Origin of the sequence: Marivita sp. GX14005 (assembly GCF_023370775.1) — a bacterium.
Taxonomy (GTDB): Bacteria; Pseudomonadota; Alphaproteobacteria; order Rhodobacterales; family Rhodobacteraceae; genus Marivita.
Genome location: NZ_JAMCCQ010000004.1, coordinates 109,634 through 130,929, shown reverse-complemented (window position 1 = coordinate 130,929; position 21,296 = coordinate 109,634). Strand labels below are relative to the sequence as shown.

Below are 21,296 nucleotides of genomic sequence, written 5' to 3'. Positions count from 1 at the left end.
TGATCAAACGGCAGCGCGCAGGGGGGTGCGCTCTGTCAGAAACGCCTGCGCAAAGCGGCGCACGCTTTCGCACGCGCCCATGTCGATATCGGGCAGTGCGGGGGCGGGGGCGTCTTGGGCCAGCCATGCACCGAGCGCCTTTGCATCCAGCCGGTCGGGATGCAGAACCGACACCAGCCCCTTGTCCGCCAGCATCTCGGCGCGGATGAGTTGTTCGGCACGGGGGCGCACGCGCGGCACGATCAGCGCGGGGCGGCCCAGCGAGAGGATTTCGCAAGTGGTGTTGTAGCCGCCCATCGCAACGATCTTCTCCGCGCCCGCCATCAGCGCGATGGGTTCGGCCATGAAATCGACGATGGTCATGTCCGCGCGCGCTTCGGCGATGCCGCGGATCCCGTCGCGCATCAGGCCGGGCATCTGGCTGCCGGTAATGAGGATGCCGCGATGGCCCTCGGGGAGTTTGGCCTGCACGAACGCCTCGCAAAGCGCGATCCCGTCGCGCCCGCCGCCCACGGCGCAAAGCACATAGGGGCGGGGGTCATCACCCAGCATTGCGTCGCGGGCGGGTGCGGCAGAGGGCAGCGCAAGCCGCGCGCGGTGGTCGAGATAGCCGGCGAAGCGGCCCTTGCCGCCAAGCTGCGGCGCGAGCGCGCAATCCTCCAGAAGGTTGTAGAACACCGGATCGCCGTAGACCCAGACATCGTCATAGTGCCGCCGCACCGCCTCGAAATTGCGTTGCTGCGCCCATTGCTTCTGCACCGCATCGCGGCGGTCGATCACGTCGCGCAGGCCCAGAACCAAATGGGTGCGCCCCTGCGCGGACAGCGCGTTCAGCAACGGATCAAGCTCCTCCTGCGCGCCGCGCGGGACGTTGTCCACAATCATCAGATCGGGATCGAAGGCGAGCACCGCCGCCTTGATCGTCGCGGCGCGCAGCGCGACAAGCGCGGACAGATCGCCGCCCAGATCGCGGGGCGCATAGCTGCCGTCGGCGCGCTTTTCATACGCGGGCAGGGTCAGGCAATCGACGCCCTCGGGCAACTCGAACGCGCCGGCCTCGCGCATGCCGGCGATCATCAGGATCTGCGGCGCAGGGCTCATGGCACGCAGGGCATCCGCGATCAGGAGGTTGCGCCGCAGATGGCCGAAGCCGAGCGTGTCATGCGAGTAAAGCACGATGCGCGGCGCCGCGCCGATTGCGGGCTCTGCACCATTCCAATGCCTGATATCCAACATCGCGTTTCCCCGGTTCGGCCGATGCACATGCATCGGGACTGCGCCTCATAGGTGGCGGGGCGGGCGCGTTTCTTCAAATTAGAACCCACTAATCGCCATTAGAATTTCATTAGAGAGGACGCGCCGCGTTCCCCACCGGCTCCCGAGATGGTAGCACCGGGCAGCTATCGCCCTTTGCCACCGACCGGACCGGCCCCATGCGCATCCGAACGAAAATCCTGCTCAGTCACGCGGTGCTCGCGCTCAGCGTGGCGCTGATCTCGGCGGTCATCATCGTCATGCTGAGCGCGGCCGATCATAACCGGCGCGAGCTTGGCGCCTCCTACGAGCAGTTGCGCAATATCGACCTGATCGCAACGGAGGCGAACCACTATATCGAACAGATCGCCGAGCTCATCATCATCGGTCCGCAAGCCGCCGATATCGACCATGCGCGCAGCGCGCTTCAGGATCATATCGAAACACAAAAGCGGCTGATCACGGCCGAGATCGACTGGCTCGACGCGTTCGATGCGCGGGCCGAGGAGGTGGAGGAGCTGCGGCTCATCAACCGGATCGAGGATCTGGTGTCCGAGCTTGACGGCGTGTATCTGCGCCTGTCCAGCGAATTGCAGCAGGGCAATCGCGAAACCGCCGATGCCATCTATCGCGACGAGGTGGAAGAGCGGCTCGATGAGGAGCTGGGCGACGTGATCGAGGCGATCCTGAACCGCGAGTTGCGCGAGGTCGAACAAAGCCTTGCGGAATCCGAACGCCTGTCGCGTCAATCCATGACCTTGGCGATTGGCGTGATCTTCGTCGTCGCCGGGGTCGGGACGGGGGTGGTCCTGATGCTCAACCGGACGGTGCTGCGCCCCGTGACCGACCTTGCCGAAGCCGCCGATGCCGTGGGCCGCGGAGAGCTTTCGCAAATCGTCGAAACGGGAAGCCGGGACGAGCTTGGCAATCTGGCGCGCAGGCTCAACCGCATGACGGCGCAGATCCGCGAGCAGCGCGATGCGCTCAAACGCTCGAACGAGACGCTGGAGCGGCAGGTGGCCGAGCGCACGCGCGAGCTTCTGGACCGCTCCGAAGAGCTGGAGCGCGTGAACAGCCGTCTGCGTGAGATCGACAGCACCCGCACCAAGTTCTTCGCCGATATCAGCCACGAATTGCGCACGCCGCTGACGATCCTGCGCGGGCAGGCCGAGGTCGCGCTGCGCCGCCGCGAGCCGGACCCGGAGCAGCTGCGCGAAACACTGGAGGCGGTGGTGCGCAAGGTCGGGCAGATGTCGCGGCTGGTCGAGGATCTGCTGTTTCTCGCCCGGTCCGAACATGGTGCGATCGAGATCGATCTGCGCCCTGTCGTGCTTCAGGATTTCATCGGCGACGTGCTTCTCGACAGTCAGGCGCTGGCCCGCGCCAAGGGGATCGTGATCGCGCCGCGCCAGCCCATCGATCCGCTGATCGTGCGTGCGGATGCAGACCGGCTGCGGCAGGTTTTGCTGATCCTGCTCGACAACGCGATCAAGTTCAGCCCGGAACGCAGTGCGGTGACGATCACGCTCACATCGGAGGCAGGATGCGCCATCATCGAAGTGAGCGATGAAGGGCCGGGCTTTACCGCAACGGAACGTGAAAACGCCTTCGCGCGGTTTTATCGCGGCGAGATCAGGCGCGGCGAATCGCGGCGCGGTGCGGGGCTGGGGCTTGCCATTGCCAAGTGGATCATCGACCGTCATTCCGGCCGGATCGAGATCGGCTCCGCCCCCGGCGGGGGCGCTGCGATCACGATCGCATTGCCGCTTGATACACCGCTTGAAACACCGGGGAACACATGACAGCGCCGCGTCTTCTGATCGTCGAGGATGACACCGAGATCGCCGGGTTCCTCGCCGCCGGCCTCTCGGCCGAGGGCTATGAGGTGACCGTTCGTTCCGAAGGGGCGGGGCTGCTCGATACCGTGCGGGATGGAAGCTTTTCTGCCGTGATCCTCGACCGGATGCTGCCCGATGCCGAAGGCGCCGATCTGTGCCAGAAGCTACGTGCGGCGGGCGAGGATGTGATGATCCTGATGCTCACGGCCAAGGATGCGCTGGACGACAAGCTGGAGGGGCTTCGCGCGGGCGCCGACGATTACATGACCAAGCCCTTCGCCTTCGAGGAATTGCTGGTGCGGCTCGAAGTGCTGCTGCGCCATGCCAACCGTTCCCAGCCCGTGCAGGAGGAAATTTCCGTGGGCGATATCCGGCTCGATCTGCCGCGCAAGGTGGCGTATTACCGGGATGCGGAGCTTGGCCTGACGGCGACGGAATTCGCGCTGCTCATCTATTTCGCCGAAAACGCGGGACGGGTCGTCAGCCGACCTGACATCCTGCGTGCGGTCTGGGGCTACGATTTCGATCCGCATACCAATATCGTCGAAGTGTATGTCGCCTATCTGCGGCGCAAGCTGGATCGCGCCGGGGCTGAAGGGGCGCTGCGCACCGTTCGCGGCTTCGGCTATGTGCTAACGTCAGAAGATGGCGGAACGAAAGCGTCGTCTTGATGCCGATCACCGCGCGGGTGGTGCGCCTTCCTCGGGCTCGATCACTCCGCGCCGGTCGAGCCATCCCGCAAGCACCGCGCAGGCCAGCGCCCATCCCGTGCCCAGCATCCAGCCCGCGAGAACGTCCGTCGGCCAGTGAACGCCGAGCCAGATGCGGCTGAAGCCGACCGACAGCGCGAGCAGAATCGCCAGCGCGGTGACATAGACCTTGGCCGCCCGCTGCTTGAGCGACCGGGCCAGCATGACCGCGAGCGTCATGTAGACGAGCGCGGCCATCAGCGAATGACCGCTCGGGAAGCTGGCGGTATGCACGTAAGAGCCGTGCGTGATGAAATCCGGTCGAGGCCTGTCGAAAAGCCCCTTGAACCATTGGCTCATCGCAAGGCCCGTCGCCACGGAGATCAGCAGGAACACCGTGGACCGGCGCTTGCCTGCGAGCCATAGGAAACCCGACACCGCGATCACGACAAAGCCAAGCACCGCAATTCCGCCCAGGGCGGTCGTGTCGCGCATGATCTCGCCCATCAGCGGCGACGAGGTGCCGGCGGCCACCCCCGTGATGTCGAGGAGCGCGCGCATGAGATAGGCGTCGTATCGATGCGTCGCGCCTTCGGCGACCTCATCGGCAAGCTCGATGAAGCCCCAGGCCAGCGCGGAAACGAGGATGAGCCCGACCAGGAGCCAGGATTGCGGCAGGCGGTCGATTGCGGGTTTCAGGCGCACGGATCTCCTTTTCATCCCGTTGTGAGCTTTGGAGTAAGACGCTTGTCGCGCGTTTGGGTTCCCACCTGGCGGGCGCGGCGCGCGAAATGTCGCGGCGCGACCGCGTGCCGGTTGATGCAAGACCGTTTGACGATCCCGGCGAAACCGCCAAGGGTGCGGGCGATACCGTATCGAAAGGCGAGACCATGTTGCACACCGTTCTGATCGTTCTGACGCTCGGACAGGGCGACGCCATCCATCTCGCGGTCAGCGAAGCCGAGACAATGGCCGACTGCGAGGGCAAGGCCGAGGTCGTGAGCCAGATCCTTTCCGGCGCCGGATACACGATCGAGGCGATGCGCTGCGGGCAGACCGATATGATGTTCACGCCCTACACGCATGAGCACCATCCCGAGGATTATCGCTGGCACTATCACGTCGCATTGAAGGGCGCGGCGCTGACGGACGGCTTTACGCTCCGCAAAACGGATTCCGGTGCCTGCACAGCCGATGGCGCGGGCGAATACTGCACCATCTCGGCGCAGGGTCCGGCGCAGTAGCGCCGGCCCGATCTAGGCGCGGCGCGGCTCGCTTTCGGTGCTCTCCGGCTCGACGGGCCTACGCTCCTTGGCGGTGAAGTAGGTGTAGAACATCGGCACGACGAACAGCGTGAAAAGCGTGCCGATCACCAGACCGGTGAAGATCACCAGACCCATCGCCTGACGCGCCGCGGCGCCCGCGCCGTCGGCGGTCATCAGCGGCACCATCGCAACGGCGAGCGCCGCTGTCGTCATCAGGATGGGGCGCAGACGCGTTCGGGCGGAATCGACGATGGCTTCGCGGATCGTCATGCCGCCGTCACGCCGCTGGTTGGCGAATTCGACCAGAAGGATGCCATGTTTCGTGATGATCCCAATCAGCGTAATCAGCCCGACCTGCGTATAGATGTTGAGCGTGCCGAGCCCGAGATTGAGCGGCAGGATAGCGCCGAAGATCGACAGCGGCACAGACATCAGGATGATGAGCGGATCGCGGAAGCTTTCGAACTGCGCGGCGAGCAGCAGGTAGATCACGACGAGCGCGGCGGCAAAGGCGACGAGGATCGTGTTGCCCTCCTCGACTTCGAGCCGGGACTGGCCCGCATAGTCGATGAAGAAACTCTCGGGCAGGTTCTCGCGCGCGATCTCCACGATTGTATCGAGCCCGGCGCCCGTCGTCACGCCCGGCAGCGGCAGCGCCGAAATGGTCGCGCTGTTGAGCTGGTCGAACTGCTCGATCGCGGCGGGGGCCGCGTTGGTCGAGACGGTGATGACCGACGACAGCGGGATCATGTCGCCGCTGGCCGAGCGGATGAAGTAATCGCCCAGCCGTTCGGGGTTTTCGCGGAAATTCTGCGGCACCTGGGTAATGACGTCATAGCTTTGGGAATCGCGGTCGAACTTGCTGACCGCGCCGCCGCCGACAAGCACGGCAAGCGTTGTTCCGACATCGCGGATCGGCACGTTGAGCGCGGCGGCCCTTTCGCGGTCTATGGTCACGGTCACCTGCGGCGCGTCGAAGGACAAGGAATTCTGCACGACGATGAACCGTCCCGACGCCTGTGCCTTGAGGCGGATTTCCTCGGCGACCTCGTAGACGCGGCTGGCGTCGTCGGTGGATTGAATGACCACGGAGATCGGCAAGCCGCCCCCCGCACCCGGCAGCGACGGCGGCGCGAAGACGAGCGCCTCGACCCCGTCGACGGCGGCAACGCGCGCCTGGATGTCTTCCTGCACCTGTTTCTGGCTGCGCTCGCGATCCGCCCAATCCTTGAGCGCCCAGACCGCGAAGCCGGTATTGGTGGCCCCGCCCATGCCAACGATATGGAAGCGGTCGCGGACCTCCTCGATACCGGCGGTGCGCGCGTCGATCTCGGCGGCATAGCGGCTGGTATAGTCGCTTGTCGCGTAGCGCGGTGCGGTGATGAGCGAGAAGAGCGCGCCGGCATCTTCCTCGGGGGCAAGCTCGCTCGATGTCTTGAGGAACATATAGCCGGTCAGCCCGGTCAGCACCGCAACGATGAGCAGCGTGACGGGGCGGTAATCGAGCGAGCCATCGACGCGCCGGGCGAACCAGTTGGACACCCTGTCCGAGGTGCGATCGACGATCTTCTGAAACTGGCTATGCTCACCCGCCTTGAGCAGCCGCGCCGACATCATCGGCGTGATGGTCAGCGCGACGACACCGGAGATGAGCACCGATCCGGCCAGCGTGAAGGCGAATTCGCGGAAAAGCGATCCGGTCAGCCCGCCGGCGAAGCCGATGGGCACGAACACCGCAACCAGCGTCAGCGACATGGCAACGATGGCAAGCCAGATCTCCTGCATCCCCTTGATCGCGGCGGCAAGCGGTTTCATCCCGTCCTCGATATGGCGATGGATGTTCTCGACCACGATGATCGCGTCATCGACCACGAGACCGATGGCCAGAACCATCGCCAGCAGCGACAGAAGGTTGATCGAATAGCCCATCACCGACAGGAAGAACGCCACCCCGACAAGCGAGAGCGGCAGCGTGACCATCGGCATCAGCACCGAGCGGAAGGAGCCGAGGAAGAGCAGGATCACCACGATCACGATCACCACCGCTTCGGCGATGGTCTTGAACACTTCCTCGATGGATGCGCTGATCGTTTCGGTCGCGTCATAGACCATGGAGACGGTCATGCCTTGCGGAAGGCTGTCGCGGATCTCGGGCAATTCGTCGAGCACGCCGCCCGCCACGTCGAGCGGGTTGGCGGAGGGCGTCGGGAAAATGCCGACGAATGTGCCGGGATCGCCGTTGAACCGGACAACCGTATCGGTGCTTTCAGCCGCAAGCTCCACATCCGCCACATCGCGCAGGCGCACCACATCGTCGCCCTTGCCGGTGATCGGCAGCGCGCCGAAGGCTTCGGGGGTCTGCAAGGTGGAGCGCAGGGTGATCGAATAGGTCACGTCCTCGTTGCGCGTGCGGCCCGGCGCAGAGAGGAAGTTGGACGAATTGATCGCCGCCAGCACTTCGGAGGCGGTCACACCCCGGCTGGCAAGTCGTACGGGATCGATCCATACGCGCATCGCGTAGTTCGCGGCGCCTAGGATCTGCACCTCGGCCACGCCGTTGATGGTCGACATGCGCGGCCGGATCACCCGTTCGAGATATTCGGTCAGTTCCTCGGGTGTCATGTTCTCGTTCTGGAAGGCGAGATACATGATCGCGAATTGCTGCCCGGTGCCTTTCACTATCACCGGATCCTCGGCCTCGCTGGGCAGCGAGCCGCGCACCTGCTGCACCTTGGACATCACCTCGGTCAGCGCGATATCGGGATCGGCGCCGAGCTTCATGTTGACGGTCACGGTCGAGGAGGAGGGCCGGCTTGCCGAGGTGACATAGGCCAGATCCTCGGTCGTGGCGACGGCGGAGGCGATGGGCGCGGTCACGAAGCCCTGCATCAGGTCGGCGCTGGCGCCGGGATAGACCGTGTTGATGGTGATGACGGTCTCTTCGACCTCGGGATATTGCCGGATCGGAAGATCGAAGAGCCCTTGCAGGCCCACCAGCATGATCAGCGCGCCGAGGACCGTCGAGAGGACCGGGCGGCGGGTGAATAGCTCCGGCAGGCTCATTGCGCATCTCCGGCATCGGCGGCTTCGGTCTCTTCCTCGAGCGTCACGGGCGAGCCGTTCGACAGCCGGTTCTGTCCGGCGGTGACGATGAGATCTCCGGCCTTCACGCCCTCGGTCACTTCGACGAGCGTATCCTGCCGCAACCCGGTGCGCACGAAGACCTGCCGCGCGACGAGCGACTCGCTATCGTCTTCGGCCGGCCTGACCGCGTAGACGTAGTCGCCGTAAAGGCTTGTCACGACGGCGGTTTGCGGCAGCGCGATCACCCCGTCCTGCGCCGGAAGCGCGATGCGCACGCGCACGAACTGGCCGGGATTGAGCCGCCCTTGCGGGTTCTCGAGCTCCGCCCGGACTGAGACGAGGCGCGTCACGGGATCGATGCGCGGCTCGATGGCGGTGATCCGGCCTTCTGCCCGCACGCCCTCTTCGGAGGTGACGGTCACGCTCTGGCCAATGGAGAGGCGCGGGCGCTGCTGTTCGGGCAGCGAGAATTCGACGCGCAGCATCGACAGATCCTGCAGCGTGGCGATCGGCGCGCCGGGGGCGACGAATTCGCCGATCTCGACCTCGGGAATACCGATTTCGCCGCTGAAGGGTGCGCGGATGACCTTCTGGTCGATCTGCGCCTGGATCCGCTCCACATCCGCTGTCGCGGCGGAGAGGTTGGCCTGCGCCTCCTGCACAGAGGCATCGGCGGCGACACCGCGTTCGCCGAGCGATTGCACCCGGTCGAGCGATTGGCGCGCCAGATTGGCGCGCGCTTCGGCGGCGTTCTTCTGTGCCAGTTCGATGGAATCCGAAATGCGGACCAGGATCTGGCCTTCCTCCACCTTGTCGTTGCCCTCGAAATTCACCGCCTCGACCACGCCGCCCGCTTCGACGGAAAGCTCGATGCCGCGTGCCGCATAGATCGTGCCGATGGCTTCGAGCGCGGGAACCCATTCGCCCGGCGTCGCTTCGACCGTTGCAACCGGCACGGCGGGGGCAGTGCGACCCGAGAAGATCTGGGCGATCATGTTGTCGCGGAACAGGTTGAACCAGATTACGCCCCCGGCGATCGCTGCGAGAAGGATGATGGCGATAACGAGGCGCTTGATCATGTCCGGTCCTTTTTCATCGGCCCGTCTTGATGGCCGGTCATCGGTTGAGGATCAACTGTTCCTCCCGGCTCCTATTGTCAAGGACATGGGCCGGGCGGGCACAGGGTTGACCCTGGGTCAGTGCATCCGCGTCTGCAGGCTGGCCATGATCCAGATCGTCCCGCCGATCATCAGTCCGGCCAGCAGCACCGAAAAGAGGATGAGATAGAGATCCTCGCGTTTGGTATGGGCCCCGATATGCAGAAAGAACCGAAGCTGCGCCGCGATCTGCGCCAGAGCGCAAAGACCGACGATCCAGAGCGCCGTTCCGCGCGTCACGCCATCGGAGACAACCGCCCAGAACGCCGCTGCCGTCAGCAGGGCAGACAGCGCGGCGCCGGTGATGTAGCGGCGAAGCTCGCTGCGGGCGTCCGTTTTCATGCCAGACCTCCAAGATAGACGACCGAAAGGATGCCGATCCAGATCAGGTCGAGGAAATGCCAGTAGAGCCCGAGCAGCAGGAGCCGCGTCTTGATCTGAGCGGTCAGCCCGCGAAGGGCGAGCAGCGCCAGCATCAGGCCGATCCAGATCATGCCCGCGGTGACATGAAGCCCGTGCAACCCAACCAGCGCCCAGAGCGCGGAGAGATAGCCACTGCGCTGCGGCGGCGCGCCCTCGTCGATCATGCTGGCGAAATCGCGCAGCTCCAGCCCGAGGAACGCAGCCCCGAGCAGGGCCGTGACCACGAGCCAAAGCATGACGGGCGCAGGACGGTCGTGATGCTTCATCGACAGGCTGACCATGCCATAGGTGAAGGAACTGGCGAGCAGAAGCGCGGTTTGCATCGCCACGCTTTTAAGATCGAACAGCTCTTCCGGGCCGGGCCCGCCTGCGCGCGCGTCCTGCATGACGACGTAATGCGCGAAGAGGATCGCGAAGATGATGAGATCGCTCATCAGGAAGACCCAGAAGCCGAAGGCGGGCGTCTCGCTGCTTTCATGCGCTTCGGGATGCGTCGCGCCGAGGTTCAGGCCGGGATGCTTCGCCTGTGTCATGCCGGCACCTCGGGATCGGCGAGGCCCATGTTTGCGGGCGCGGTTTCCTTGTCCCGGTCGACCGGGCGGGCGCGGCGGACGCGGCTCAGGAAGGCCATGTGATCGCGTTTCACCTGGGCCGCCGGGATCGTGCGGGTCGTGTCGGTGACGAAGGCACGGGCGATGAGCCCTCCGATGATGGCCAAAGCGCCGAGCGCCGCGAGCCACCAGATCCACCAGACCATCGCGAAACCCATGATGCCGGAGGCCGCGCCGATCCAGAGGCCGAGCGCGGAATTGCGCGGCAGTTCGACATCCTCGTATCGCTCGGCGGCGCAATAGGGCGTGCCTTCGGCCTTTTCGATGGTGAAGGGATCGAGGGCCTTCACGTAGGGCAGCGCGTGAAAGTTGTAGGGTGGCGGGGGCGCGGGCATGGCCCATTCGAGGCTGCGCCCGTCCCACGGATCGCCAAGCGGGCAGGCCAGTTCCGCGCGGTCGCGCGCGCTGGAGTAGAAGGTCCAGAGCGTGAGCAGAAGCGCCGCGACGACAAGCATCGCGCCACCGGCGGCAACCCACATCACCGGCTCGAAGGCCGGGTTGTCATAGCTCGCCGCCCGGCGCGGCATGCCCATCAGCCCCAGCCAGTAGAGCGGCAGGAAGGCGAGCGAGAACCCGGCGAACCACAAATAAGCGGCCCATCGCGCGTGACGTTCATGCAGGCGGAAGCCGAAGGCCTTGGGGAACCAGTAATGGATGCCTGCCAAGACGCCGAACAGCACGCCGGGGATCAGCACGTTGTGAAAATGCGCAACGAGGAATTGCGAATTGTGCACCTGGTAGTCGATGGTCGGGTTCGCCAGGATCACGCCGGTCAGCCCCCCGAAGACGAAGAGGAAAAAGAACCCGACAAGGTAGATGATCGGCACCGAAAGCCTCACCCGGCCCCGGAACATCGTCGCCATCCAGTCATAGACCTTCACGCCGGTCGGCACCGCGATGATCATCGTGGCGATGCCGAAGGCCGCGTTCACATTCGCGCCCTGACCCATGGTGAAGAAGTGATGCAGCCAGACGGTGAAGGAAATCACCGCAATCGCCATCGTTGCGATGACGAGGGAATTGTAGCCATAGAGCCGCTTGGCCGAAAAGGTCGCCGAGACTTCGGAAAAGACGCCATAGGCGGGCAGCACGACGATATAGACCTCCGGGTGGCCGAACATCCAGAAGATGTTGGCATATTGCATCATGTTCCCGCCCAGATCGTTGGTGAAGAACCGGAAGTCGAGATAGCGATCGAGCATCAGCATCGCGCTGGCGACGGTCAGCGCGGGGAAGGCGTAGACCATCATGATCGAGGTGCAAAGCGCCGTCCACGTGAACATCGGCATCCGCAGGAACCGCATCCCCGGCGCGCGGTTCTTGTAGATCGTCACGGCGATATTCAGCCCCGCAAGCGTGGAGCCTATGCCGGAGATGAAGATCGCCCAGACCCAGTAATCGACGCCGGGGCCGGGGCTGAAGGCCTTGCCGGTATAAGGCGGATACATCGTCCAGCCACCGGTGCCGAACTTGCCGATCACGAGCGAGACCATCACCAGCCCCGCGCCGGCCGCCGTCAGACCCAGGCTGACCTGGTTGAGCACCGGGAACGCGACATCGCGCGCGCCGATCTGGAGCGGGACGGCGAAATTCATCAGCCCCGTCACCAGCGGCGTTGCGACGAAGAAGATCATGATCGTGCCATGGGTGGAGAAAAGCTGCGCGAAATGCTCGGCCGACAGCATCCCGCCATCGAGCGCCGTGACCTGATGCGTGCGCATCACCGCGCCCTCGGCCACTCCGCGCAGCAGCATCACGCCGGCCAGAACGATATACATGATACCGATCTTCTTGTGATCCGCGCTTGTCAGCCAATCGCGCCAGAGCGGCCCCCAAAGGCGCTTCCACGTCAGGAACGCGATGACCGCCAGCGCGCCGAGCGGAACCATCGCCGCAGCAGCGGTCGCAACGAATTCGTTGAGAGAAGGATCGGCGGCAAAATCGTCGAAGGGCGTGACGCTCCAGTCGAGCCGCCCGAAGATCGGGTCAGTTCTCATCAGGCACCTCGTAGGTCGGCGCGCCGGGTTGCTCCGCGGCGGGAAGCGGCTCGCCGGTGTGATACCGGGCGATCACCGCATCGAAGAGATCGGGACGGTCCAGCCGGAACCGCGCCGCGCTGCCACCCGCAAGGCCAAGCGCCTCGCGCGCCTCCTGCGCCGTGCCGCGCCGGGCGATAAGGCGATAAGCACGCGCGTCCAGTGTTCGTTCAGGGGTCTCGGCGGCCCAGCCTTGCCAATCCTCGTCGCTCAGCACATCGACGGCGAAGGTCTGCCCGGCAAAGCCTGTGCCGTTATATTGCAGGTTCTCGCCGCGCAACCGGCCGGGCCGGTCGGCGATCAGGTTCACTTCGGTGCGCATCCCCGGCATCGCATAGATCTGCCCCGCCAGCGCCGAGACACGGAAGCTCTGCATCACGGTATCGGTGGTCAGCGCGATCCTCACGGGCCGGTTTTCGGGAAGGACAAGCCGGTCGAGCGTGGCAAGCCCCTGATCGGGGTAGAGAAAAAGCCATTTCCAATCGAGGCCGATGGCCTGCACCTCCACCGGATCGGGACCAAGCGCGCGGTAGGGATCGAAACGGTCGGTTTCATTCCAGAGCGTCCAGCCCAGAAAAACGATGATGAGAAACGGCACGCCCCACATGGCCGCCTCCAGCGGGCCGGAGAATTGCCAATCGGGGCGATAGAGCCCGTCATGCGGCTTGTAGCGCCCGCTGCCATGCACCCGGTGATAGCGCCACAGGATCAGCGGCACGCCGATAAGCACCGGAACGATGGCGATCATGGTGATAGCTGTCACCTTGATGAGGTGATCGCGCTGCGCTTCGGCGACCGGGCCGGCCGGATCGAGAAAGCTGATCTCCGCACCCGCGCTGCCCGCGACCAGCGCGAGCGCGGATATGACGATGAGCCGCGTCATTGCGCGGCGATGCGGTCGGCGTGATCGTCCGGCGCGGGGGCGGGGCGGCGCATGCCGCCGGGGCGCGCGCGGACGATGACCGGAAGGCCGGCCTCCTCCGCCCGGTGAAGCGCCATGGAAGTGGGGGCCGAGATCGACACCAGCCCACCGATCCCGGCGCGGACGGCCTTTTCCACCAGTTCGAAAGAAAGCCGCGAGGTCATCAGTGCGAACCGCCCGCGCAACGCGATGCCGCTTCGCATCGCTCCGCCGACGAGCTTGTCGAGCGCATTGTGCCGCCCGACATCCTCGCGCACCAAGAGGATACGTCCGTGCATGTCGCACAGCGTGGCGGCGTGGGCGGCGGCCGTCTCGCGCGAAAGCGGCTGATGGGCGCGCAGATCGCGCAGCACGCGGCGCACCGCCGTGTCATCGGGGCGCACGGGATGCACGACGCGCGGCAACGGCTTGGCGAGCGAATTAAGGCTTTCCATTCCGCAAAGCCCGCACGCGCTTTCCGACACGCGCGTGCGCACCCGCGCCGCCAAATGCGTTGCGCCCTCGGCACCCGGCGCAAGGCCAAGCCGCACGATCACTCCGCCCGGAACGCGCGCGACTTCGGTGAAGCGGGGGGTCTCATCGGGGCAAAGCAACCCTTCGGCCACGGCAAAGCCGGTGGCGAAATCGTCGAGATCGGTCGGCGTGGCCATCATCACCGCAAGGCCGAAGCCGTTGACCTCGATCGCGACCGGCTCTTCGGCAGCGACGGCGCGCGAGACAGTGGCATCGGCGCGGGCTTGCGAACTCTCGTGGAACCATCGCGGCTGCCGATCGCTATTGTCAGACGGAAGCACGGGGGCAATGGCGGGTCCGGTCATGGGGTCGCTCCTTACGTTCGGCGCGGCGGTGACGCCGCACAACCGGGCGGCTCTTCGCCTTTAACGAGGCGCGCCGGTGCGGGGTTCCGTGCAATCTTGACCTTCTCGCGGGAGAAACGACATGGCAGAGGACAGACATCGCAAGACCGCTCACGATAGCGATACACCCGAATACGACAACTCTACGGGCGGTTGGGGCTCGCTGAAGGGCGTGGCGCGCATCTTCGGCGAAACCCATGCCACGCCGGTCGCGCTGTCGATCCTGGCCAAACAGAACAAGCCGGGCGGCGTCATGTGCACCTCCTGCGCCTGGGCCAAACCGGCCAAGCCGCACGCGTTCGAATTCTGCGAAAACGGCGCGAAGGCAACGCTCTGGGAGTTGACCCCGGAGCGCGCGACGCCAGAGTTCTTCGCCGAGCACACGCTAAGCGAATTGCGCGGCTGGCATGACCACGAGCTTGAGAAGGCGGGCCGGCTGACGCACCCGCTCCGCTACGATCCGGGCAGCGACCGCTATCTGCCGATCCCCTGGAAGGACGCCTTTGCAGAGATCGGCGCCGAGTTGCGCGCGATGCGGCCCGAGGAGGCGGTGTTCTATTCCTCGGGCCATGCCGGGCTGGAGGCAAGCTACCTCTACGCGCTTTTTGCAAGGGCGATGGGGCATAACAACCTGCCGCAATCGTCTAACATGTGCCACGAGACGACATCGGTGAACCTCAAGAACCAGATCGGCGTGCCGGTCGGCACCTGCACGCTCGACGATTTCGAGGAATGCGACGCGATCTTCTTTTTCGGGCAGAACACCGGCACCAATTCGCCGCGCTTTTTGCATCCGCTCAAGGCGGCGGTGGAGCGCGGCTGCCGGATCGTCACCTTCAACCCGGTGCGGGAGCGCGGGCTGATCGAATTCGTCGATCCGCAAAACCCCGCGCAGATGACGGTCGGCAAGCCTACGAAAATCTCCGAGGAATATTTCCAGGTCCGCCCCGGCGGCGATATCGCGGCACTGGCCGGGCTGATGAAATGCGTTCTGGCCGCCGAGGATGCCGCCCCCGGCACGGTGCTCGATCACGCGTTCATCCGCGATCATACCGAAGGGTTCGAGGCCACCGAAAAGGCCGTGCGCGCCATCGGCTGGGAGGAGATCGAACGCCATTCCGGACTTACGCGGGAGATGCTGCAACGGGCTGCGGATATCTACCTGTCGTCCGAAAAGGTGATCGGCATCTACGGCATGGGTCTCACGCAGCATGTCGAAGGCTGGCTGAACCTCGGGATGCTGGTGAACCTCTTGATGATGCGCGGCAATATAGGGCGCCCCGGCGCGGGGATTTCCCCGGTGCGGGGCCATTCCAACGTGCAGGGCCAGCGCACCGTCGGCATCGCAGAGCGGACGGGCAGCGTGCCGCTGGACAAGCTGCGCGAGATGTTCGGCTTCGAGCCGCCTGAGAAGAACGGGCTGAACGCGGTTCATGCCTGCGACGGCATCCTCGATGGATCGGTCAAGGCGATGATCCAGCTTGGCGGCAATCTCGTGCGCGCCCTGCCGGACCGCGCGCGGATGGAGGACGCGTGGCCGAAGCTGCGGCTGACGGTGTCCATCGCCACGAAGCCCAACCGCTCGCATCTGACGCCGGGCGAGGTGTCCTATATCCTGCCCTGTCTTGGCCGCACGGATCGCGACGAGCAGAACGGGGTGCCGCAGGCCGTCACGATGGAGGATTCGCTCAGCCATATCTACGGCTCCATCGGGCGGGCGGACCCGCCAGCCAAGACCTGCAAATCGGAGCTTGCGATCATCGCCGGCATCGCCGAAGCGACGCTCGATCCCAACCCGCAGCTGAAATGGGGGGAGTGGACGAGGAATTACGATCTGGTCCGCGATCTGATCGAAGAGACCTATCCGGACGATTTTCGCGATTTCAATGCCCGCATGATGGAGCCAGGAGGCTTCTATCGCGGCAATGCCGCGCGGGAACGCGACTGGCAAACCGATAGCGGGCGCGCCAAGTTCGTCGCCCCGACCACGGTCTCCGCGCTTGGGCGAAACACGGATGGGGCCGAGATGACGCTGGTCACGCTGCGCTCGAACGATCAGTTCAATACCACCATCTACGGTTTTTCTGACCGCCTGCGCGGCCTTGAAGGCAGCCGGGATGTCGTGCTCATCAACCGGGACGAGATCGCGCGGCTTGGCCTGACCGAAGGGCAGGAGGTGACATTGCAATCGGCGATCGAAGATGGCGTCACGCGCAAGGTCGGACCGCTGAAGATCACCGCCTTCGATCTGCCCGCCGGATGCGTGGCGGGCTACTATCCCGAACTCAATCCGCTGGTTCCGCTCTCCTATCACGAGCGCAATTCGCAAACCCCGGCCTATAAGGGCGCGCCGGTGCGGATCCTTTCGTGATCTGGCGCGTTTGCCTTGCGAAACCGGCGCGCGCCGGAGAAACAGGAAAGGACCAAGCTATGATCAAGTGGATTTTCATCCTTCTCGCCGTTGCCGCCATCGCGGCGCTTCTGGGCTTCGGCACCATTTCGGGCGCAGCCCTGACCGGCGCGAAAATTCTGATCGGAATCGTTCTGGTGCTGTTCATTCTCGTCCTGCTGGGCGTGATCGCGATATTCGATTGACGTTTTGCTCGCGCCGCTCCCACGGGCGGCGCGAGTTTTTTCTTGCCAGAGCGTGATTTTTCGGGCCAATACATCGTTACTGACGGGGCGATGGCGTCGCCCTTCATCACATCATTCATGTTTCAACCGTCCTGAACGCCGGGATACTGCTTTGCCGCTGACCCGGTGAGGGGTTTCCCTTTCCCGTGCCATCGGCAGGCACAGGAGAGGGATCTGTCTCATGGAGCGTCCGCAGTTCTACCGTTTTCACCAGGGCGAGAAGGTTCTGCCCTTCGATCCGTCCGAATACGATGCGCGCCTGTCCAAGCTGCGCGCAGGCATGGCCGAAAAGGGCGTCGATGCCTGCGTCATGACCTCGATGCACAATATCGCCTATTATTCGGGCTTTCTCTATTGCAGCTTCGGGCGGCCTTACGGGCTTGTCGTGACACCGAGCGAAAGTGTGACCATCAGCGCCGGGATCGACGCGGCGCAGCCCTGGCGGCGCAGCCATGGCGACAACATCACCTATACCGATTGGCAGCGAAACAATTACTGGCGCGCCATCGAATCCGTCACCGGCGCCGGCAAGGTGATCGGCTATGAGGGCGATCATATCAGCCTTGCGCAGAAGGCGCTGCTCGATGAGTTTCTGATGCCGTCCGGCAGCCTTGATATCGCGCCGATGACGATGGTGCAGCGGATGCACAAGTCGCAGGCCGAGCTCGACCTGATCCGCCACGGTGCGCAGGTGGCCGATGTGGGTGGCTATGCGATCAAGGAGGCGGCAAAGCTGGGTGCGCGCGAGATCGACGTGGCGATGGCCGGGCGCGATGCGATGGAACTGGAGATCGCCAAGCGGTTCCCGGATGCCGAATACCGTGACACATGGGTCTGGTTCCAGTCGGGCATCAACACCGATGGCGCCCACAACCCCGTCACCAGCCGCAAGCTGGAACGCGGCGATATCCTGAGCCTCAACACCTTCCCGATGATCTCGGGCTATTACACGGCGCTGGAACGCACCATGTTCGTGCAGGAGGTGGACGACGCGAGCCGCAAGATCTGGGAGGCCAATGTCGGCGCGCATGAATACGGGATGAGCCTGCTCAAGCCCGGCGCAAGCTGTTCGGAGGTCACGCAGAAGATCAACGAATTCTTCGCCGAACGTGACCTGCTGCAATACCGCACCTTCGGCTATGGCCATTCCTTCGGCGTGCTGTCGCATTATTTCGGACGCGAGGCGGGGCTGGAGCTGCGCGAGGATATCGACACGGTTCTTGAGCCGGGCATGGTGATCTCGATGGAGCCGATGCTGACGATCCCCGAAGGCCAGCCCGGCGCGGGCGGCTACCGCGAGCATGACATTCTCATCATCACCGAGGATGGCAACGAAAACATCACCGGCTATCCTTACGGGCCGGACTTCAACATCGTCGGATAATCAGGCGGGCCGGGGCGGCGCAGGCGGTCCCGGTCAACCCTGCTTCAACTTGCGCAGATGCGCGGACGGGGAGGCGCCGAACCGTTCCTTGTAATGGCGCGAAAAGACACCGCTGGAGTTGAAGCCGCAGGCGATGGCGATTTCCGCAACGGTCATGTCTGTCTCGATGAAGAGCGTGCGCGCGCGGTCGAGCCGGATATTGCGATAGGTCGTCATCGGGCTTTCGTTCAGGAACTGCCGGAAATGCCGTTCGATCTGGCGGCGCGACAGGCCGGTCTCCTCGCTCAGATCGTCGAGCGTGAGCGGATCCTCGATATTCTGGTGCATCTTCTGCACGATCTGGATCAGCCGCGTGTTCCGCGTGCTCAGCGCGCTGGCGAGGGAGGAACGCTGCGCGGTGCGCGGCTCCAGATCGCCGCTGTTCAGGCACATATCCGAGACGACGATGGCGAACTCGCGCCCGTGATCGCGGCGGATGATCGACAGCATCATCTCCGTCGCCGCCGCGCCGCCGCCGCAGGTCCACAGATCGCCGTCGATCTCGAACCGGCGGGGGGAGGGGGCCAGATCCGGGAATTTCTCGATGAATCCCGGTTGGTTCTCCCAATGGAGGGTGAAGGCGCGGGTGCCCAGCAGCCCGGCCCGCGCCAGCGTCGAGGCGCCGGTGCAGATGCCGCCCACCTTGCCGCCGAAGCGCACATGTCTGCGCAAGATCGACAGGACCGCATCGCTCGCCACCTGCAAGCCGCGATTGCCCGAGCAGACGAGAAGCCGCATGTCGCGCGGCAGATCGGTGAGCGCACCGTGCACGCCCACGTCGATCCCCGAGGACGAAGCGACCGGCGCCCCGGTTTCCGACAGCACGGACCAGCGGTAAAGCGGCTTCTGCGACAGCTGGTTGGCGATCCGCAGAGGATCGAGCGCGGAACTGAAGGCCAGAAGCGTGAATTGCGGCAAGAGCAGAAAGCCCAGATGCCGCGTTTCGGTGAAGGTATCCACAGGGAAGAAAAACGCGCCCTCCGGGATGACATCCGGGGCAAGAGCGGCTGTGCTGGCGGGGGCTGAGGCGTTCATGGCGGCATTATGCGCTGCAATTTCCCGCGCGGCAACTGGGCCTGCGCAAGGAACACCGCCTGCCTTCGCCGCGTTGGTTTGGCAGATGCGGCTGGGCCATATCGGGCCGGGCCGGTGCAGTAGCAAAGAGGATCGTCTCATGGATAGCCCACTCGAAATCGTCTGGCACAATGTCGAGAAATCGGAACGGCTCGAAACGCGTATCCGCGAGAGGGTCGACAAGCTGCACCGGTATTTCGACCGGATCAACAGTTGCCATATCGCAGTCGAGCGGCCGCATCGCAGCCAGTATCACGGCTACGAGTTTCATTTGCGTATCGAAGTGCGCGTGCCCGGGCGCGAGATCGTCATCAGCGACGATCCGGGCAACCGGCGCGATCACTTCGACGCCGATCTGACCATCCGCGACGCGTTCGACGCGATGGAGCGGCGGCTCGAAGCGCATTCGCAAAAGGTGCGCGGCGAGGTCAAGACGCTTTCCGGCCCGCCTCATGGCACCGTGGTGCGCAAGTTCGACGATTACGGCTTTGTGCGCATGAGCGATGGGCAGGAGATCTACTTTTCCACCAATGCCGTTCTGAACGAGGGGTTCGATGCGCTCGAGGTCGGATCGGCGGTCGAGCTGACCGTCGCCGAGGGCGAGGGCGCGATGGGGCCGCAAGCCTCCATGGTGCGGCCCATCAGCGATATCAGCCTTGAATCGGAGCGGCGCGAGGAGATCTGAACGATAAAGCGGAGGCACCTTGGCCTCCGCTTTTGTATCACTCGCCGTTCCGGGCGTTTTTCACCCACGCGATGATGGTCTCGCGCGCCTCTTGCGGCATTTCAACGGCGTTGGGCGGCGGCATCGCGTGGCTGATCCCGGCCTGCAGGTAAATCTGCTCGGCATGGCGCGCGACATCGCCTTCGGTTTCCAGATAGACCTTCTTGGGGGCCCATTTCATGCTGCCCCAGACCGGCTCGCGGGCATGGCACATGGAGCAATTGCCCAGCACCGTGTCATAGGCATCCTCGAACCCGGCGGCGGACGCGAATTGCTGCTCGTAATCGGTAAGCGGCACTTCGGCGGCCTCATCGTAGGTCTCGGTCGGGCGCACCGAGGATAGCCATGCGATCACCACCATGATCAGCACCGTGACGGCCCAGGTCCAGGCCGGCCCCTTGCCGGTCGCGTGCATCGTGTTGAAGTAGTGGCGGATGGTCACGCCGGTCAGGAAGATGAGCGACGCGATGATCCAGGCGAATTCCGTCCCGTAAGCCAGCGGGTAGTGGTTCGACAGCATCAGGAACACGACCGGCAGCGTCAGGTAGTTGTTATGCGTCGAGCGCACCTTGGCGATCTTGCCGTATTTCGGATCGGGCTTGCGACCGGCCTTGAGATCCTCGACGACAATGCGCTGGTTCGGCATGATTTGGAAGAACACGTTGGCGGTCATGATCGTCGCGGTGAAGGCGCCCAGATGCAGCAGCGCGGCGCGTCCGGTGAAGATCTGGTTGTAGCCCCATGCCATCACGACGAGGATCACGAAAAGGATCAGCATGAGCAGCGTCGGGTTGTCGCTGAGCTTGGATTTGCAAAGCTGGTCGTAGAGGAGCCAGCCGATGGTGAGCGAGCCGCCGGAGATCAGGATGGCCTGCCACAATGCGAGATCGGCTTTCGAGGGATCGATCAGGAACAGCTCTCCGCCGACCCAGTAGATGATCATCAAAAGCGCGGCGCCCGACAGCCATGTCGTGTAGCTTTGCCATTTGTGCCAGGTCAGATGCTCAGGCATCCGCGCAGGGGCGACGAGATATTTGACGGTGTGGTAAAAACCGCCGCCATGCACTTCCCATTCCTCGCCATAGGCGCCCTCGGGGAGATCCTTGTTCGGTTTCAGCATGAGATCGAGCGCGACGAAATAGAACGATGCGCCGATCCAGGCCATCGCGGTTATCAGGTGGAGCCAGCGCACGGAAAATGCGATCCAGTCCCACATGACGGAAAAATCATACATCAGGTTCAGCCTCCCTAGATTCGCGTATAGGTCACCCTATGCGACCCAATATTCTTCTGCTATCGTCGCAA

The 21,296-nt window shown here is 64.3% G+C and carries 18 protein-coding genes; 7 read left to right on the top strand and 11 right to left on the bottom strand.

The features are described 5' to 3' along the window. Positions 1-3: 3 nt before the first annotated feature. A complete protein-coding gene (locus tag M3465_RS12665; protein WP_249502130.1) occupies positions 4-1,236 on the bottom strand; it encodes a glycosyltransferase family protein in 1,233 nt (410 codons plus the stop codon). A gap of 197 nt (positions 1,237-1,433) precedes the next feature. On the opposite strand from M3465_RS12665, the gene M3465_RS12660 reads away from it, so the two are divergent. Both M3465_RS12660 and M3465_RS12655 read left to right on the top strand, forming a co-directional pair. After that, the gene (locus tag M3465_RS12660; protein ID WP_249502129.1) at positions 1,434-3,056 is read left to right on the top strand and encodes a sensor histidine kinase; all 1,623 of its coding nucleotides are present in this window, start codon (positions 1,434-1,436) and stop codon (positions 3,054-3,056) included. Then, positions 3,053-3,763, top strand: a complete 711-nt coding sequence (locus M3465_RS12655) for a response regulator transcription factor (RefSeq protein ID WP_249502128.1) — start codon at positions 3,053-3,055, stop codon at positions 3,761-3,763. The genes M3465_RS12660 and M3465_RS12655 overlap by 4 nt, the downstream gene beginning before the upstream one ends. Positions 3,764-3,769: 6 nt before the next feature. Here M3465_RS12655 and M3465_RS17085 read toward each other — a convergent pair whose 3' ends face one another. Continuing rightward, positions 3,770-4,486, bottom strand: a complete 717-nt coding sequence (locus M3465_RS17085) for a phosphatase PAP2 family protein (RefSeq protein WP_349305041.1) — start codon at positions 4,484-4,486, stop codon at positions 3,770-3,772. An 86-nt stretch (positions 4,487-4,572) separates the two neighbouring features. Between M3465_RS17085 and M3465_RS12645 the strand changes: the two genes are divergently transcribed. Further along, positions 4,573-5,025 carry a hypothetical protein gene (locus M3465_RS12645; protein ID WP_249502127.1) on the top strand — a complete coding sequence of 151 codons (453 nt, stop codon included), beginning with the start codon at positions 4,573-4,575 and terminating at the stop codon, positions 5,023-5,025. A 12-nt stretch (positions 5,026-5,037) separates the two neighbouring features. Here M3465_RS12645 and M3465_RS12640 read toward each other — a convergent pair whose 3' ends face one another. The 7 genes from M3465_RS12640 to fdhD form a co-directional block, all read right to left on the bottom strand. After that, entirely contained in the window at positions 5,038-8,109 is a 3,072-nt protein-coding gene (locus tag M3465_RS12640; protein ID WP_249502126.1) for an efflux RND transporter permease subunit, read from the bottom strand. Next, a complete protein-coding gene (locus M3465_RS12635) occupies positions 8,106-9,209 on the bottom strand; it encodes an efflux RND transporter periplasmic adaptor subunit (protein ID WP_249502125.1) in 1,104 nt (367 codons plus the stop codon). Before M3465_RS12635 ends, M3465_RS12640 begins: the two co-directional genes overlap by 4 nt. A gap of 117 nt (positions 9,210-9,326) precedes the next feature. Continuing rightward, complete coding sequence (locus M3465_RS12630; protein ID WP_249502124.1) at positions 9,327-9,629, bottom strand: cytochrome o ubiquinol oxidase subunit IV; 303 nt, start codon at positions 9,627-9,629, stop codon at positions 9,327-9,329. Beyond that, a complete protein-coding gene (locus M3465_RS12625; protein ID WP_249502123.1) occupies positions 9,626-10,243 on the bottom strand; it encodes a cytochrome (ubi)quinol oxidase subunit III in 618 nt (205 codons plus the stop codon). The genes M3465_RS12630 and M3465_RS12625 overlap by 4 nt, the downstream gene beginning before the upstream one ends. Next, on the bottom strand, positions 10,240-12,318 hold the full coding sequence (locus M3465_RS12620) for a cbb3-type cytochrome c oxidase subunit I (protein ID WP_249502122.1): 2,079 nt from the start codon (positions 12,316-12,318) through the stop codon (positions 10,240-10,242). The genes M3465_RS12625 and M3465_RS12620 overlap by 4 nt, the downstream gene beginning before the upstream one ends. Continuing rightward, on the bottom strand, positions 12,308-13,240 hold the full coding sequence (locus tag M3465_RS12615) for a cytochrome c oxidase subunit II (RefSeq protein ID WP_249502121.1): 933 nt from the start codon (positions 13,238-13,240) through the stop codon (positions 12,308-12,310). Before M3465_RS12615 ends, M3465_RS12620 begins: the two co-directional genes overlap by 11 nt. Continuing rightward, positions 13,237-14,097 carry a formate dehydrogenase accessory sulfurtransferase FdhD gene (fdhD, locus tag M3465_RS12610; protein WP_249502120.1) on the bottom strand — a complete coding sequence of 287 codons (861 nt, stop codon included), beginning with the start codon at positions 14,095-14,097 and terminating at the stop codon, positions 13,237-13,239. Before fdhD ends, M3465_RS12615 begins: the two co-directional genes overlap by 4 nt. Positions 14,098-14,218: 121 nt before the next feature. On the opposite strand from fdhD, the gene M3465_RS12605 reads away from it, so the two are divergent. From M3465_RS12605 to M3465_RS12595, 3 genes are all read left to right on the top strand, one after another. Then, entirely contained in the window at positions 14,219-16,507 is a 2,289-nt protein-coding gene (locus tag M3465_RS12605) for an FdhF/YdeP family oxidoreductase (RefSeq protein ID WP_249502119.1), read from the top strand. 59 nt (positions 16,508-16,566) lie between these two features. Continuing rightward, positions 16,567-16,731 (top strand): DUF1328 family protein, encoded by a 165-nt coding sequence (locus tag M3465_RS12600; RefSeq protein WP_249502118.1) that lies wholly within the window; start codon positions 16,567-16,569, stop codon positions 16,729-16,731. A 220-nt stretch (positions 16,732-16,951) separates the two neighbouring features. Continuing rightward, complete coding sequence (locus M3465_RS12595; RefSeq protein ID WP_249502117.1) at positions 16,952-18,154, top strand: aminopeptidase P family protein; 1,203 nt, start codon at positions 16,952-16,954, stop codon at positions 18,152-18,154. Positions 18,155-18,187: 33 nt separating this feature from the next. Here M3465_RS12595 and M3465_RS12590 read toward each other — a convergent pair whose 3' ends face one another. Beyond that, positions 18,188-19,228, bottom strand: coding sequence for a GlxA family transcriptional regulator (locus M3465_RS12590; RefSeq protein ID WP_249502116.1), 1,041 nt, complete (start codon positions 19,226-19,228; stop codon positions 18,188-18,190). A gap of 139 nt (positions 19,229-19,367) precedes the next feature. Between M3465_RS12590 and M3465_RS12585 the strand changes: the two genes are divergently transcribed. After that, positions 19,368-19,952 (top strand): HPF/RaiA family ribosome-associated protein, encoded by a 585-nt coding sequence (locus M3465_RS12585; protein WP_249502115.1) that lies wholly within the window; start codon positions 19,368-19,370, stop codon positions 19,950-19,952. 37 nt (positions 19,953-19,989) lie between these two features. On the opposite strand, the gene M3465_RS12580 is transcribed toward M3465_RS12585, so the two are convergent. Further along, a complete protein-coding gene (locus M3465_RS12580; RefSeq protein ID WP_249502114.1) occupies positions 19,990-21,225 on the bottom strand; it encodes a urate hydroxylase PuuD in 1,236 nt (411 codons plus the stop codon). Positions 21,226-21,296 lie beyond the last annotated feature (71 nt).